Consider the following 14,307-nt stretch of genomic DNA (forward strand, 5'->3'; position numbering starts at 1 on the left):
AGGACTATTTTTTGGTAGACACTTGTTCTTGATATTTGATAGGAGTTAAGTAGTTTAAAGTGCTGTGGATTCTTATGTTGTTGTATCAATTGATATAATCAAATAATTCTAATTTTAATTGGATTAATGATGTAAAATTTTTATCATTAATAAATTCAGTTTTGAAAGTTTTAAAAGTTGCTTCAGCAACAGCATTATCATAAGGACAACCTTTTTTGCTTAAAGATCGAGTAATATTGAATGCTAATAAAAGATTATTAATAATTTTATTGTTAAATTCATTACCTCGATCACTATGAAATATTTGGATATCTTTTAAACAGCGATTTGATTGCATAAATGCTTGATATACTAGTAATGCATCTTTTTTAACTCCAACACTATGTCCAATAATTTCGCGGTTAAATAGGTCTATTAATAGGCAAATATAGTTTCATTTACCATTAACTTGAACGTAAGTTAAATCACTAACAATAACTTCGTTTTTAACCCTATTATTAAAGTTTCTATTAACAAGATTGGTTATTTGACTATTATTGACTTTATTATGATGATTTTTGAATGATAATTTAGTGTATTTTGATATTAAATTATGCTTATTCATAATTTCTTTAATTTTTCTGCGTGATAAATAAATTTCTTGGTTTTCTAAAATTTTTTTTAATCTTCTAGTACCATAAACTTCTTTATTTTCTTTAAAAGCACTAATAACAGCTTCATCATACATATTATTTTTGATTTTATTTTCTTTTTTCTTTAAGTTAAAATAATATGTTGATTTAGATATTTTCAAAAAACGACACATTGTGCGAATTTTATATTTAACTTTATTTTTAGCAATAATTTCTACTTTCTGCCTATTATTAGTGCTGCTTGCTTTAAAATATCATTTTCCATTCTTAATTGTTTTAATTCTTTTCTTAATTTAATTAATTCATTTTCTTCAACAGAACGATTATCTTTAGTTTTAAAACTACCTGAATTAGTAAATTGCTTAATTCAATTATAAGTAGCTGCTCTTGTAACATTGTACTCTTTAGCAAGACAAGACACTGACTTACCGCTTTGATATAAAGCTACTATTTGTTTTTTAAATTCATCTGAATATGAGTTAATATTGGCCATAATTATACTTCCTTTCTTTTCACTAATTTGTTCACTTGTCTACGTAATTAGTGTCCAATAAAGTGTAACCCATCCAGTCAAAAATTTTATGAAAATATTGAACAAGCAAAAATTATTATTTGTGGTGATAGTGCAGGATGAATTAAAGAAGTTGCTGATTATTTAGGTGCACAGTTTGTTTTAGATAAATTTCATTTAATTAGAACATTATATCTTGGAATAATGTCGGGAAATAAAGGAAAATATTTAAAAGAATATAATCATTGTAAAAATTTAATTAATAATGGTGATTATAAACAATTAATTGATTATTTATATAAAGAATTAGATAATCATAAAAAATTAAAGAAAAAATATTTTAAAAATAATAAACAAGGTATTGAAAATCAAGGTGCAAAATGAAATATTGGTTGCTTTACTGAAACTAATATTTGACACGTTTTAAAAGAAATGCTTGGTGATAGAACTTATAATATTTCAATTTATATTAAAATGGTTATTTTTAAATGTAATAAAATAAATACAGAGATACAATTATTATAAGTTAAAATTTTACTTTTTTTAAAAAATCAAAATAAAATAAAATAAAATAAAACTTATTAAATGTGTTTTAATAAGAATTTTTGTTGTGTATAAATATTAGATTTATTTTTTAATTTTTTAGTAATTTTTAAAAATAAGTATTTTAGTTGTATTATCTTTTAAAAAATAGTAAGATAAATATATAATTTCATAAAAATCCAAATTATTTCTTGTCTAAATTTATAATAAGACTGTGTATGAAGTAATTTATTCCGGATTTTTGACAATCTCCCAAATAAAAAACTAAAAAAATAAATTATAATATTAATCATTAATTTAAATAATGTTAAATCCTTATATAGATATTTTTCTGTATTAGGATTTTTATTTAATAAAATTGCTAAAAGAAAAGGAAGATTAAAAGATGGCAAAAAAATATACACCGGAAATAAAAGAAAAAGTATTACAATATTTACAAGATGGTAAAAGTTATGGTGAAATCAAAAAAGAAACTGGCATTTCAAAAACAACAATTTGAATTTGAAAGCAAAAAGCAAGAAAGAATGAACTTAAAGCAAAACATTCAGTCAACTCAGCTCCAAGAGATATATTAGAAGCAACCATCAATATTGCAGAAATAAATTGTGATAATAATGAAAATCAAAATTATAAAGAAGAATTTTTAAATCAACAGCAAGCAATAAATTTATTATCAGTAAATATTAACAAACAAATAGAAAACAACTATTTTGATAATTCAGAAGAAGATAGTGATTCAGAACGATTAGTAATTGATGAAGATTATAAAGAAGAAGTAAATATTTGAAGACCTTGAGAAGAGTCAGAAATAAAACAAAATAGTGAAGAATCTTTAGTAATAGAATTAAAAAAAGATCAATTAAAATATATTATTTAAATATTAAAATGTTGTACTAAAATTTGTACTGGCCTAACTAATAATAAATATAAAAGCAAAACTGAAGTAAATTTAATTAAATTAAATGGTACAAATACAATTCAAATCTTATCTTTAAGATCACCAGCACCATACATGTCTAAAATAAAAGCTCAATTATAAAAAGCACTAATTAATGATACTAAAATACAAGTAATAACAACTGTTGGTATTTCAATAATCATTAATCGTTTTCAAGAATTATTAGATTGCGTTTTTCAAAATGGTAATTGCTTAAATAATAATTTAAAACTACTATATAATAACAATAAAGTAATGGTACTTAACATATAAGCAAATTCACCAATTGGTTCAGCATTACCAGAAGGAAAATGAGGTAAGATTAAACTTAGTCAAGGCACAATAATGGCAATTAACAAACTATAAGGAAGTTTAATAATTAACAATGCAATTAAATTAATAGTATTACCAAAATCAATTTTTAAAAAAGGTAAAAAAATAGGTAGTGTTTCTAATAAGGTCATTAATGTCGTAACTGCCAATAAACTACTAATTAATGCTATCCTATGAGTAGTTAATTTTAAAGAATTATTAATATTACTTTTAAATTGTTGTCACTTTTTCTCATATTTTAAACTCATCTTTTACTCCTTAAAATACATTTATTATTTTAATTATATATAAAAAAACGTTTATTTATTATATAATAAAATTAATTTATTAAGTAACGTTTTTCTTTTATTGTTTGTTTTTATAATTTTTTATGTTAAGATTTGTTTGTTATTAAAATATATAAAATTTGGTTTTAAAAACCTAGATACGAGAATTTTATATGGATATTCAACAAGATTTTTATATTAAAAAGGTTTTTTATGCTTGTTATGTGAAAAATATAGTATTACCTATTTCATTTTTAACTAATATTGGAAATAAAAAAGGTAAATGTTATGTTGGTAATAAGCAAAAATTGAGAAATAGTACTGTTCGTACTAAAACTAATTTAATTCAAAAAGCATTACATAATTTTTATAATAGTAAAATGTTAAGTTTTGTTACTTTAACCTATAAAGATAATATGCAAGATGTTAAAAAAGCAAAAAAAGATATTGGTTTATTTTTTATTAAATTACAAAAGTGGTGAAATGACCCTAAACGTTTTTCGCATTTAGGAGAATTAAAATATTTTTATGTTTATGAGTATCAGTCACGTGGTGCTATTCATTTTCATATAATTTTTAATAGAAAGATACATAAAAGTATGTTAGCAGAATGATGAACTCATGGTTTTAATGATTTAAGAGTAGTTAAAAAAGGTACTAATGAATTTGTTATTAAATATTTAGGAAAGTATGTTACAAAAGTAATAGATGATGTTAAGTCTTTAAATCAAACAGATGTAGGTGTAAAGGCTTATGCTTTTAGTCGTAATTGTAAAAATCCTATTGTAGTTCGTGGTATTAAGAAATTGACAATTGGAGATATAATTAAAGCAAGTTTTAATGCAACAAATGTGTTTTATTTTAAAACTCAAAGAGATAGTAATGGTGATACTGTTATGATTGGTGGTATTATTGAAAGTACTGTTGTAAATGATTATTTTAAAGATTATGAAGATTATGAAAAATATGTATATTTAAGTGCTTTATCGTATAGAGATTATTTACGAACCAGTGAGATTGGTTATTTAATTCAAAGAGATAAAGATGTTTTGACTTGGGTAGATAAAGTTTTTGGTAATAAAGTTGAAAAAATAGATTTTAAGAAAAAAGTTTTACATTAGAAAAAAAACTTAATTTTTTCTATAATTTTACTTGTATATATATATATATATATATATAATGGTTAATGAACATTAGTAATTACTCGTATCTTTACTAGTGTTCATTTTTTTATTTTTAATTGTATTTTTATTTTTTTATGATATATTATTATTAAGCGTAGGTTTACCCTACTATGCTTAACTTATTAAATTTAATTTAATGATACGAGAGGTTAAGTTTTTTTATGTTTAAAGTTCAATTAGTTAATATTGAAAAAGGGCGTATTATTCCCGATAAAAATAATAAAGGTCAAACATTGAAGTTTGATGTTTTGAAATTTGTAGAAATAAACAAACAAACGAGTGTACCAACTGGTCAAACACGTGATAAATGATATAATCCAGAATTTGCTAGTGATTTTAATAATTGTTTATCTACTGTTGATTTAAAAGTTGGTAATTTTTATTCACTTGAACTTGATTTAAGCGGTAATATTAAAAGACTTTCTAATTGAAAATAGTTATTTATTAAAAGGGTAATTTTAAATAATTATTAATATGTTAGGAGTTAATTTTAAATTATGGCTAAAAATGATAATTGTTCATGTGAACAAGCATTTCATTTAGCAATTTATATGTGTAAACTTTGTGACCAAGTTATTTGTCCCAAAAGAGTTTTACAAAACTTATATACTAAAAATTATTATTGTCCAAATTGTATATTAGATATTGCTTTAAATAAAGCAATGAGACAACAAGAAAGTAAGTTAAATTATGAGACATAAGTGTAGTGATTGAACTTATGAAAGAGTATATGGTTGTGAAATGTGTTACAGAGTTGCTAATGAAATGGAACGAATAAGAAAAGAAAATAAAAGAAAAAAATAAAAACTAAATAAGGGGCATATATATACTTTTTAGTGTATTTTTGCCCCTTACTCTAATTAGTATAAATATGCTCCTTATTAGTATATAAAGTAAGGAGTTTTATTTATGGAAAAAAGGAAACAGTTTAAATATGACTATATGTTAATTGATAAAGCGTTTAGAGATGCTAGGGAAGATAAGCATTTGCAAGAGATTTTAAAAAGATTAAGTGAAAAATAGAGGAGACAGTAAACATGCCTAATGAGTTAGAACAAACTAGTAATTATACTTTAACTAAAATTTTAAGAACTGGATTAAGTCCATTAAGTGCTATGGTAGGAGTTAGTGCTTATTATGGTCAATATTTAAAAGACCCAATTTTAGGTTCTATTAATTCTTTGTTATTTAGTAAGAAGTTGGCAATTGATATATGAAATATTAATCAAAGACCAACTACTAAAAATAAAGTTATTAATAGTTATAAAAAGATATTTTTAGGATTAGGAACAATTGGTTTAGTTAATTATGCTAAGTTTGTTAATTATGTAGATAAGTCGGTTTTTTTATTAAGAGATGAACCATGTTTTTGACCACCTTGTCCTACACCACCACCAATTCCTACCCCAATACCAACACCTAGTCCAATAGTTAATAAACCTTTTGTAGACTGAGATACTTATATATCTTTAAATAGTTTTGGTATAGCAAATGTTATTAGTGGTTTAACTGAATTAATACCTAATAGATTTGAAATTATACGTAAAATAGCGAATACGGGTACTGGTGGTTGTTTGATTAGTAGTGGTGTTGCTATGGGTATTAATAATAATTTTAATAATTATTTTGCTATTCCTACGATTATTGCCGGTGCAAGTGAGATTATAAATATTTTATTGTTACCGTTAAGAAATACACATAATAATACAGAATTACAAGAAGTATTTACTGATGAAAGAGCAAGATTAATTAATGCTAGTGTTAATGATTATCAAAGTACAAATGACAGTATGGTTGATGTTGATTTAAATGATGATAATATGTCGGAGATTAATTTAGATAGAGCAAGTTTAAATTGGGATTATTCTTATGCTTATACGTTAGGTGGTGTTTAAAATGGATTTTAAGGAGATTGTTAAATATGCTTTATATATTGGTGGGTTTTGCCTTATACTTTGATTTTGTCGTAATTGAATACATGAGTGTATACAGAAATTCAAACATAAAAAACATGTAAAGGAAAAAGAAAATGACCCAGATTGTATTTTTTGTCGTAAAGATTTTGAAAAGAAGAAACGTAAATTAGAAATGGAAAAACAACAAAAAGAATTAGAGAAAGGGGGTGATTAATATGCCTGCTGGATTATCAGCATTATTAAATATGATTGGTGGTGTTGGCCAACAATTATTAAATGCTTTTACTTATATTTTTGGTTGAGTATTTACTACTGGCGATGGTGGAACACTTACAAATTGACCAGTGTTAATTTCAATTGTATTTATGGTTCTTGTATTTATTAAGCAGTTTGTTGGTCATATTATCCATGGAACACATTAGTAATTAGAAAGGAAGTAAGCAAATGGTAAAGTTATTTTTTAGTTTGGTTTTTGTTTTACCTTTATTGGGTAGACTTTTACCAGTTGTTAATACTTTGGTGCAAACTATTTATATGCAGTATTTAAGTTCTTTTGCTGGATTACATACTGTGACACTTTTTATTAAGTCGTTCTTTTATGATAGTTTATACACTTTACCTTTGCCTATTCTTGCTTTAATAAATGTTAGTTTTGTATTTTATTTAATTTTAGGATTATTTAGATTTACAAGACATTAGGATGTGAAATTATGTTTATACCTTTTATTACAACTGTTATGCAATTATTTGCTTCAATTTTTATGAAGTTTTTTAGTTTTCCACTTGGTGATTTAGGTTTTAATTTAGGTACGTTAATGATATTTTTGATTTTGCTTAGATTTGCATTTAGGGTTATTTTACCCGAATTAATGTTACCAACATTAGGTTTAGGTTATGGTGTTAAATTTATTGGTAAATCTGCTGTTGCTATTGGTGGTGGTGTTGGTAAAGATATTGCAAATGCTTATCGTAATGGAGAATCTGGTGTAAAACCAGTTCAACGTTATAAAGGTGGTACTTATTCTTATAAACAAAAAGGTACTGCTGTTGCTCGTACTAGTGGATATGAACAACATTATTATAATCCTAAGTATATTAAGTAGGTGTTATTATGTCTAATTTTGTTTTTAGTATATTGCATTTTATTTTTATATTTTCTAGTAAAGATATTCAAATATTTTTAAATCAACCAAATATTACTGATGAAGTTTATATTTTGTTTAATTTGACTTTTTGGTTGGTATTAGGTGTATTTTTTAATTTTATTTATCGTAGTATTAAATTTGTTTTTAGGTCATTGTTTGGGTAGGTGTTAATTATGAGTGTTTTAGAAATTTACAATAAAATACATCAATGTATAGTTGATTATTGAACTATGTTTATAGGTAGTCCAGTTGACCAATTTACTACTATTTTATGAAATTTAGTAGTTTATGGTACACAGTTTTTTATTGGATTTATTTTGTTTTATGGTTCATGGTGAATTTTAAAATGTTTATTTGGTAAATAATTATGTGATTTAAGTTTGCTAAATTATTTTTTGTTGTAAATACTTCTGTTCAAGCACCAACTAGTTTAATTGCTTCAAATGACCCTAATGTTGTTAATTATGATATTACAAAAGAAATGGTTAAACATGTTAAATATCATAATTTTGATGATTGAGCAACAATACCATGAAATTCTGCTTATTTTGACATTGACCAACCAGATTTAAAATTAGTAAGTGGTGAATTTATTGGAAATGGTGAGGGTATTTATACATGTCGTTATTTTAGTGATACAGTTGGTGTTTTACCACAAGTGGTAAGGATGGGAACTGGTGTTTATACTTTTAATAGAAAACAATTAGATGACTTTTCACGTATTATGTTTAATCATAATTATGTTTCAAATGATAATGTTAATTATTTAGGTTTTCTTAATACTGGTAAAAGTATTATAAATTTTCAAACACAGTTAAATTTTGAAATTGATAAACCTTTAAGTTTTTATATTCAAGGTTTTATGTTTTATTTTTCTTATCATGATTTTAAAACTTTCTCTGCTCATTTTACTTTTAGTTTTTTAGATAATGTTGGTGATACAAAATATGTTTTTAAAGGTAAAGTTGATAATGATATTTATCAGCAAGATTTATATAATTTTGTTACTATGCCTATTCGTGTTCCAAATTTAAGACATTTAACAGTATTTTTTGATATTCATGGTCAATCAATTAGACCAACTTTTTCACCAGATGTTTTTTTTGGTCAAGTTAATATTTTTTCAAGTGAAAATATAACTCCAGTGCCACCAAATAGTCCTTTTAATCCTGAATATGAAAGACCAAGTTGATATGATGTTTTTGGTCATTTACGTAATGCTTTTAGATGAGTACTTTATGGAGTTGTTGGTAAAGTTTTACCAGTTGAACCTTTAAGAGAATTTTTTACTAAACTTGACGGATTATTAAGACGTATTTTTGATGATACTATTAGTTCTGTTTTAAATGTTGATTTTACTAGTGGTTTAGAGCAAGTTTTAACTTTATGAGTGTTTTTAAAAGCAGTAGGATTTTTAGTTGGTTAGGAGTTGAAATAATGCCTTGATATGGTTATTTACTTTTAGGAGTTATATTATTAATAATACTTTATCCATTTTTAATAACTAGAAAAAATATAAAGATATTACAACGTGTAGGTAGTTATATTATTTCAGCACCACCACGTACTGGTAAATCCGCTCTTGCTTGTTGTTTAGCACAAAAACATAAAGGTAGAGTAGTAAGTCCTATTCCTATTAAAGTTCGTAATGAATATAGTTATCGTTGTTCTTATGATGATGTTTTTAAATTTAATCAATTAAATAGTAATTATGCTTTTAAAGAGTGTGATATGGTTGTTTTAGATGAGTTAGGTTTGAAAATTAATAGTAATGATTTATCACCCGAATTTAAAGAAACACAAGAAAGTTTAGGAATGTTTTGTAAGTTAATAGGTCATAATTTTAATGGAATTATGTATATGATTGAGCAACACCCCGATAGAATACCAAAGCAAGCACGTGAAAAAGTCGAATATATTGTTCAAGTTAAAAGAATGCGTATTTTGTTATTTTTAGTTAAGTTTAAACTAAATATTTATACTAATGTTGATGATTATAATAAAGTTGTATTATCTAAAAGACAAACAAAGCGAATAATTAAACGTGGTGGATTACCACCTAGTTATAGTGGTGAAACTATGACTTTTAGTTTATGATTTCCTAGGTCTTATTTACAAAGATATAATAGTCGTGCTTTAAATTATATTCATTCGTTAAAGAGTGAATTAAGTATTGTTAAAGACTATGAACAATCACAAGCATTAGATTTTACTGTTGATGATATTAGAGCAGTAGGATTAGATAAGTTGGATAATATATTACAAACTGAAAAGAAAGAAACTGAAAATACTGTATGCCGTACTTGTTATTATAGAAATAAATATTCTAAGAAAAATAAGAAAGATGTTAAAATAGAGTAAACCTATATTATTGGTCGGAGCCAACCAGAACCTTGGTTGGTTGGCCGTGGCGTTTACGCCACTGGGGTGAGTTGCGAAGCAACTAGGGGCAAAGCCCCTATATACTTGTTAAAAGGAGATGAAGTATTAATGAATAAAAGTGAAAATAACATTGTGCAAATGGTAGTTGAAATTCCCAAAGGATCAAGTAATAAATATGAATATGATTGAAAATCTAAAACTATGATATTAGATCGTGTTCTTTATGGTGCTAATTTTTATCCCGGTGAATATGGATATATTCCTGAAACTTTAGATTATGATGGTGATCCTTTAGATATTATTAGTTTAATTACTTATCCAACTTTCCCTGGTTGCTTAGTAGAAGTTAGAGTTTTAGGAATGATTAAAATGATTGACGGTGGTGAAGTTGATACTAAATTATTTGGTGTTGTTAATTCTGATCCACGCTTTAATGATTATCAAGATCTAAAAGATGTACCACAACATTTACGTGATGAAATTGTTAATTTCTTTTTACAATATAAAGAATTACAAAAAAAGAAAGTCATAATTGAAGGTTGAGGTAACTTAAAAGAAGCATTAACTGAACTTACAACATGTAAAAATATGTTTAAAGAATATCAAAATGAAATGAATAATTTACCAAAAGCACAATTAGTGTCATTATTAAACAAAAAATAAACAAAAAGTGTAATATATTTTTAATATATTAAATCATTTATCCTTAAATACAACTGAATAAAATTAAATAGATGAACAACTGTTCATAAAAGGGAATTAAGTAATCTTAAGCTGCCCCCCAGCAACTGTGATACTGATAAAAGTTACATAATCCATTGAAATCAAAGATTTTGAGAAGGGTAACAAGTAAAATGAAGTTAAGCCAGTAGACCTATCTATTTAACACTATTAAACTAATCTCTGGGTGCAGATAACAGTTATATAATTTTAATTGATGTTTTATCTCCGATTAGTATAACTAAACCACCTTTATGAGGTGGTTTTAAATTTAAAAAATAAAGAAAGCCGAGAACAAATATGAGTAACCATGTCCAAAAATTAATTCGTATCTTGATTATTCCTTCATATGCAGCACTAGTTTTTGCTTTAAAAGAAGTACTAACAATATTACCAAATATTGAAGTTGTAATTTTTCTATTAGCATTTTCAGCATTAGTTTTTCCACTATATATGTCAATTACTATTCCTTTAATTTTTGCTTCATTAGAAATTATACTTTACGGTGGTAATAGTTGAATATTTTTGTATTTTAGTATATGACCAATATTGGTCATAATAATTTGAATATTTCGTCATTTAATTAAAAAGCATTGATGAATTTTTGGGTAATGTTTAGTAATCTGTGTAACTTACAAAAATAACTATGTTTAATTAATTCTATAATAAACCTAGAAAGAGTGAATTACAGATGGCTAAAAAGCAAAATATTAATAATAATGTTCCAATATCAAAAGCAGTAGATTTATTATTAGAAAATACTGAAGATTTAACAACAGTTTTTAAAGAGGGAGGTTTGTATAAATAATTAACAAAAAGATTAGTAGAAAAAATGTTGAATTCTGAGATGCAAAATTATTTAGGATATGATAAGAATCAACATAGTAATAGTGACAATGCTCGTAATGGTATAAGTTCAAAAAAATTAATAACTCAACAAGGTAAAATTGAGATTGATGTACCACGAGATCGCAATAGTAATTTTAATCCTGTAATAATTGCAAAAAGACAAAGAAGATTTGATGGTTTTGATCAACAAGTTCTTTCTTTATATGCAAAAGGTATGACATTATCAGATATTAGAATGCAATTACAAGAGTTATATCATGGTGCTGATATTAGTGAAAGTGTTATTAGTCAAATTACTGATGATGTTATTGATGATGTAAAAGCATGGCAAAATCGACCATTAGATAGTATTTATCCGATTGTTTATTTTGATTGCATAGTAGTTAAAATACGACAAGATAAACGCATTATTAACAAATCTGTGTATATAGCTTTAGGAGTTGATTTAGAAGGTAAAAAAGATGTTTTAGGCTTATGAATTAGTGAAAATGAAGGTTCTAAATTTTGATTAGCCAATTTCACAGAAATGAAAAATCGAGGCTTAAATGATATTCTTATTGCTTGTAGTGATAATTTAACAGGAATGTCAGAAGCAATACAATCAGTTTATCCTAAAACAGAACATCAATTATGCATCATTCATCAAATTAGAAATAGTTTGAAATATGTCTCATATAAGCATAGAAAATCTCTAGTTGCAGATTTAAAACCAATTTATACTGCATGTAGTGAAGAACAAGCAATGCAGGCTTTAGAAACATTTGAAAATAAGTGAAATAAACAATATCCTCAAATTGCTAAATCTTGATATAAAAATTGAGAAAATTTGATAGTTTTTATTAGTTATCCAACAGAAATTAAAAGAGTAATTTATACCACAAATGCTATTGAATCTGTTAATAGTCAATTACGAAAAGTTATCAGAAATAAAAAAGTTTTTCCTAATGATATGGAAGAATTGAAAATATTTTATTTAGCAATTGAAAATATAACAAAAAAATGAACAATGCCCATTCAAAATTGAAATACAGCAATTGCTCATTTTATGATAAAATTTGAAGATAGAATTAATCTTAACTAGTACTTTGTAAAACAAAGATACACAGATTTCTAAAAAGCCTCAATTTTTATATCAAGATTTAGCAATTTGAGGATATTGTTTATTTCACTTATTTTCAAATGTTTCTAAGAACCTGTTTGGAATCTTTTAAACATAATTAAACTAAAAAAGGGAATAATTATTTCTAACCTGACAGTTAATTAACATTTTATTTTCTTTGTCATTTTTTTGTTAAAAAGATTTTATCATTTGACAACTTATCGATTAAAAATTTATTTTTCAACTATAAAATAACATTTATGATATTAATTTAATCAAAAATAAGTTAAAAAAGATCCTAAACAGGTTCTAAAGCCTGCATTGCTTGTTCTTCACTACATGCAGTATAAATTGGTTTTAAATCTGCAACTAGAGATTTTCTATGCTTATATGAGACATATTTCAAACTATTTCTAATTTGATGAATGATGCATAATTGATGTTCTGTTTTAGGATAAACTGATTGTATTGCTTCTGACATTCCTGTTAAATTATCACTACAAGCAATAAGAATATCATTTAAGCCTCGATTTTTCATTTCTGTGAAATTGGCTAATCAAAATTTAGAACCTTCATTTTCACTAATTCATAAGCCTAAAACATCTTTTTTACCTTCTAAATCAACTCCTAAAGCTATATACACAGATTTGTTAATAATGCGTTTATCTTGTCGTATTTTAACTACTATGCAATCAAAATAAACAATCGGATAAATACTATCTAATGGTCGATTTTGCCATGCTTTTACATCATCAATAACATCATCAGTAATTTGACTAATAACACTTTCACTAATATCAGCACCATGATATAACTCTTGTAATTGCATTCTAATATCTGATAATGTCATACCTTTTGCATATAAAGAAAGAACTTGTTGATCAAAACCATCAAATCTTCTTTGTCTTTTTGCAATTATTACAGGATTAAAATTACTATTGCGATCTCGTGGTACATCAATCTCAATTTTACCTTGTTGAGTTATTAATTTTTTTGAACTTATACCATTACGAGCATTGTCACTATTACTATGTTGATTCTTATCATATCCTAAATAATTTTGCATCTCAGAATTCAACATTTTTTCTACTAATATTTTTGTTAATTATTTATACAAACCTCCCTCTTTAAAAACTGTTGTTAAATCTTCAGTATTTTCTAATAATAAATCTACTGCTTTTGATATTGGAACATTATTATTAATATTTTGCTTTTTAGCCATCTGTAATTCACTCTTTCTAGGTTTATTATAGAATTAATTAAACATAGTTATTTTTGTAAGTTACACAGATTACTAAACATTACCTTAATATGCATCAATTGTATATATTTTCTTTTTGTAGTTATTAATAATTTTTCTAAATTCTCTAAGAACCTGTTTAGGATCTTTTTTAACTTATTTTTGATTAAATTAATATCATAAATGTTATTTTATAGTTGAAAAATAAATTTTTAATGGATAAGTTGTCAAATGATAAAATCTTTTTAACAAAAAAATGACAAAGAAAATAAAATGTTAATTAACTGTCAGGTTAGAAATAATTATTCCCTTTTTTAGTTTAATTATGTTTAAAAGATTCCAAACAGGTTCTAATGATTTTACTGTTGAAAAAAGTCAAATTGGAAGATTTTTGGTTGCTGTAAAAGGTAAAAAAGGTACTCAAGAAAATAAAAAATTTTGATACATTGAACACTGAAATTGTAAAGAATTTATTGATTTTTCAGTAGGTATCGATGATATTAAATTGGAAAATAATGAAATTTTTCAACTTGAATTAAAATAAAAGTTT

The 14,307-nt window shown here is 24.8% G+C and carries 18 protein-coding genes, 2 pseudogenes and 1 riboswitch; of the genes and pseudogenes, 17 read left to right on the plus strand and 3 right to left on the minus strand.

Going from position 1 to position 14,307, the window contains the following annotated elements:
• Positions 1-4: 4 nt before the first annotated feature.
• Positions 5-1,125, minus strand: a protein-coding gene (locus ACXUB0_RS10695; protein ID WP_458257454.1) for an IS3 family transposase whose coding sequence is annotated in 2 segments (ribosomal slippage) — positions 5-849 and positions 849-1,125 — 1,122 coding nt in all. Because the reading frame shifts where the segments join, the coding sequence is not laid out codon by codon here.
• 222 nt (positions 1,126-1,347) lie between these two features.
• Between ACXUB0_RS10695 and ACXUB0_RS10700 the strand changes: the two genes are divergently transcribed.
• Entirely contained in the window at positions 1,348-1,668 is a 321-nt protein-coding gene (locus ACXUB0_RS10700) for a hypothetical protein (RefSeq protein WP_458258636.1), read from the plus strand.
• 403 nt (positions 1,669-2,071) lie between these two features.
• Positions 2,072-2,563: a hypothetical protein gene (locus ACXUB0_RS10705; protein WP_338987583.1), complete on the plus strand. Its 492-nt coding sequence runs from the start codon at positions 2,072-2,074 to the stop codon at positions 2,561-2,563.
• Here ACXUB0_RS10705 and ACXUB0_RS10710 read toward each other — a convergent pair.
• A complete protein-coding gene (locus tag ACXUB0_RS10710; RefSeq protein WP_458258637.1) occupies positions 2,560-3,204 on the minus strand; it encodes a hypothetical protein in 645 nt (214 codons plus the stop codon). The genes ACXUB0_RS10705 and ACXUB0_RS10710 overlap by 4 nt on opposite strands.
• Positions 3,205-3,395: 191 nt before the next feature.
• Here ACXUB0_RS10710 and ACXUB0_RS10715 point away from each other — a divergent pair, with 191 nt between their 5' ends.
• The 14 genes and pseudogenes from ACXUB0_RS10715 to ACXUB0_RS10780 all read left to right on the plus strand — a co-directional run bounded on the left by ACXUB0_RS10715 (position 3,396) and on the right by ACXUB0_RS10780 (position 12,499).
• Entirely contained in the window at positions 3,396-4,343 is a 948-nt protein-coding gene (locus ACXUB0_RS10715) for a rolling circle replication-associated protein (protein ID WP_458258638.1), read from the plus strand.
• 224 nt (positions 4,344-4,567) lie between these two features.
• A complete protein-coding gene (locus ACXUB0_RS10720; RefSeq protein ID WP_458257892.1) occupies positions 4,568-4,843 on the plus strand; it encodes a hypothetical protein in 276 nt (91 codons plus the stop codon).
• 60 nt (positions 4,844-4,903) lie between these two features.
• On the plus strand, positions 4,904-5,107 hold the full coding sequence (locus ACXUB0_RS10725) for a hypothetical protein (RefSeq protein ID WP_458257735.1): 204 nt from the start codon (positions 4,904-4,906) through the stop codon (positions 5,105-5,107).
• Positions 5,108-5,443: 336 nt separating this feature from the next.
• Complete coding sequence (locus ACXUB0_RS10730; RefSeq protein ID WP_458258090.1) at positions 5,444-6,301, plus strand: hypothetical protein; 858 nt, start codon at positions 5,444-5,446, stop codon at positions 6,299-6,301.
• Position 6,302: 1 nt separating this feature from the next.
• Positions 6,303-6,536 (plus strand): hypothetical protein, encoded by a 234-nt coding sequence (locus ACXUB0_RS10735; RefSeq protein WP_458257597.1) that lies wholly within the window; start codon positions 6,303-6,305, stop codon positions 6,534-6,536.
• Between the two features lies 1 nt (position 6,537).
• On the plus strand, positions 6,538-6,744 hold the full coding sequence (locus ACXUB0_RS10740) for a hypothetical protein (RefSeq protein WP_174480363.1): 207 nt from the start codon (positions 6,538-6,540) through the stop codon (positions 6,742-6,744).
• A gap of 22 nt (positions 6,745-6,766) precedes the next feature.
• Positions 6,767-7,021, plus strand: coding sequence for a hypothetical protein (locus ACXUB0_RS10745; RefSeq protein ID WP_174480864.1), 255 nt, complete (start codon positions 6,767-6,769; stop codon positions 7,019-7,021).
• An 11-nt stretch (positions 7,022-7,032) separates the two neighbouring features.
• A complete protein-coding gene (locus ACXUB0_RS10750; protein ID WP_458258639.1) occupies positions 7,033-7,425 on the plus strand; it encodes a hypothetical protein in 393 nt (130 codons plus the stop codon).
• 215 nt (positions 7,426-7,640) lie between these two features.
• A complete protein-coding gene (locus ACXUB0_RS10755) occupies positions 7,641-7,832 on the plus strand; it encodes a hypothetical protein (protein WP_458257599.1) in 192 nt (63 codons plus the stop codon).
• 2 nt (positions 7,833-7,834) lie between these two features.
• Positions 7,835-8,893, plus strand: a complete 1,059-nt coding sequence (locus ACXUB0_RS10760) for a hypothetical protein (RefSeq protein WP_458257600.1) — start codon at positions 7,835-7,837, stop codon at positions 8,891-8,893.
• Positions 8,894-8,904: 11 nt separating this feature from the next.
• Positions 8,905-9,828 (plus strand): hypothetical protein, encoded by a 924-nt coding sequence (locus tag ACXUB0_RS10765; protein ID WP_458257601.1) that lies wholly within the window; start codon positions 8,905-8,907, stop codon positions 9,826-9,828.
• A gap of 129 nt (positions 9,829-9,957) precedes the next feature.
• Positions 9,958-10,512, plus strand: a complete 555-nt coding sequence (locus tag ACXUB0_RS10770; RefSeq protein ID WP_458258640.1) for an inorganic diphosphatase — start codon at positions 9,958-9,960, stop codon at positions 10,510-10,512.
• Between the two features lie 52 nt (positions 10,513-10,564).
• Positions 10,565-10,745, plus strand: a riboswitch (cobalamin riboswitch).
• A gap of 124 nt (positions 10,746-10,869) precedes the next feature.
• Positions 10,870-11,181 carry a hypothetical protein gene (locus ACXUB0_RS10775; protein WP_458258641.1) on the plus strand — a complete coding sequence of 104 codons (312 nt, stop codon included), beginning with the start codon at positions 10,870-10,872 and terminating at the stop codon, positions 11,179-11,181.
• A 79-nt stretch (positions 11,182-11,260) separates the two neighbouring features.
• Positions 11,261-12,499: pseudogene (locus ACXUB0_RS10780) on the plus strand (IS256 family transposase).
• Between the two features lie 325 nt (positions 12,500-12,824).
• On the opposite strand, the pseudogene ACXUB0_RS10785 reads toward ACXUB0_RS10780, so the two are convergent.
• Positions 12,825-13,739, minus strand: a pseudogene (locus ACXUB0_RS10785) (IS256 family transposase); the annotation flags it as partial.
• 343 nt (positions 13,740-14,082) lie between these two features.
• Between ACXUB0_RS10785 and ACXUB0_RS10790 the strand changes: the two are divergent.
• On the plus strand, positions 14,083-14,301 hold the full coding sequence (locus tag ACXUB0_RS10790; protein ID WP_458258642.1) for a hypothetical protein: 219 nt from the start codon (positions 14,083-14,085) through the stop codon (positions 14,299-14,301).
• The last annotated feature ends 6 nt before the right edge of the window (positions 14,302-14,307 follow it).

It is taken from the genome of Spiroplasma endosymbiont of Dactylopius coccus (assembly GCF_977110965.1).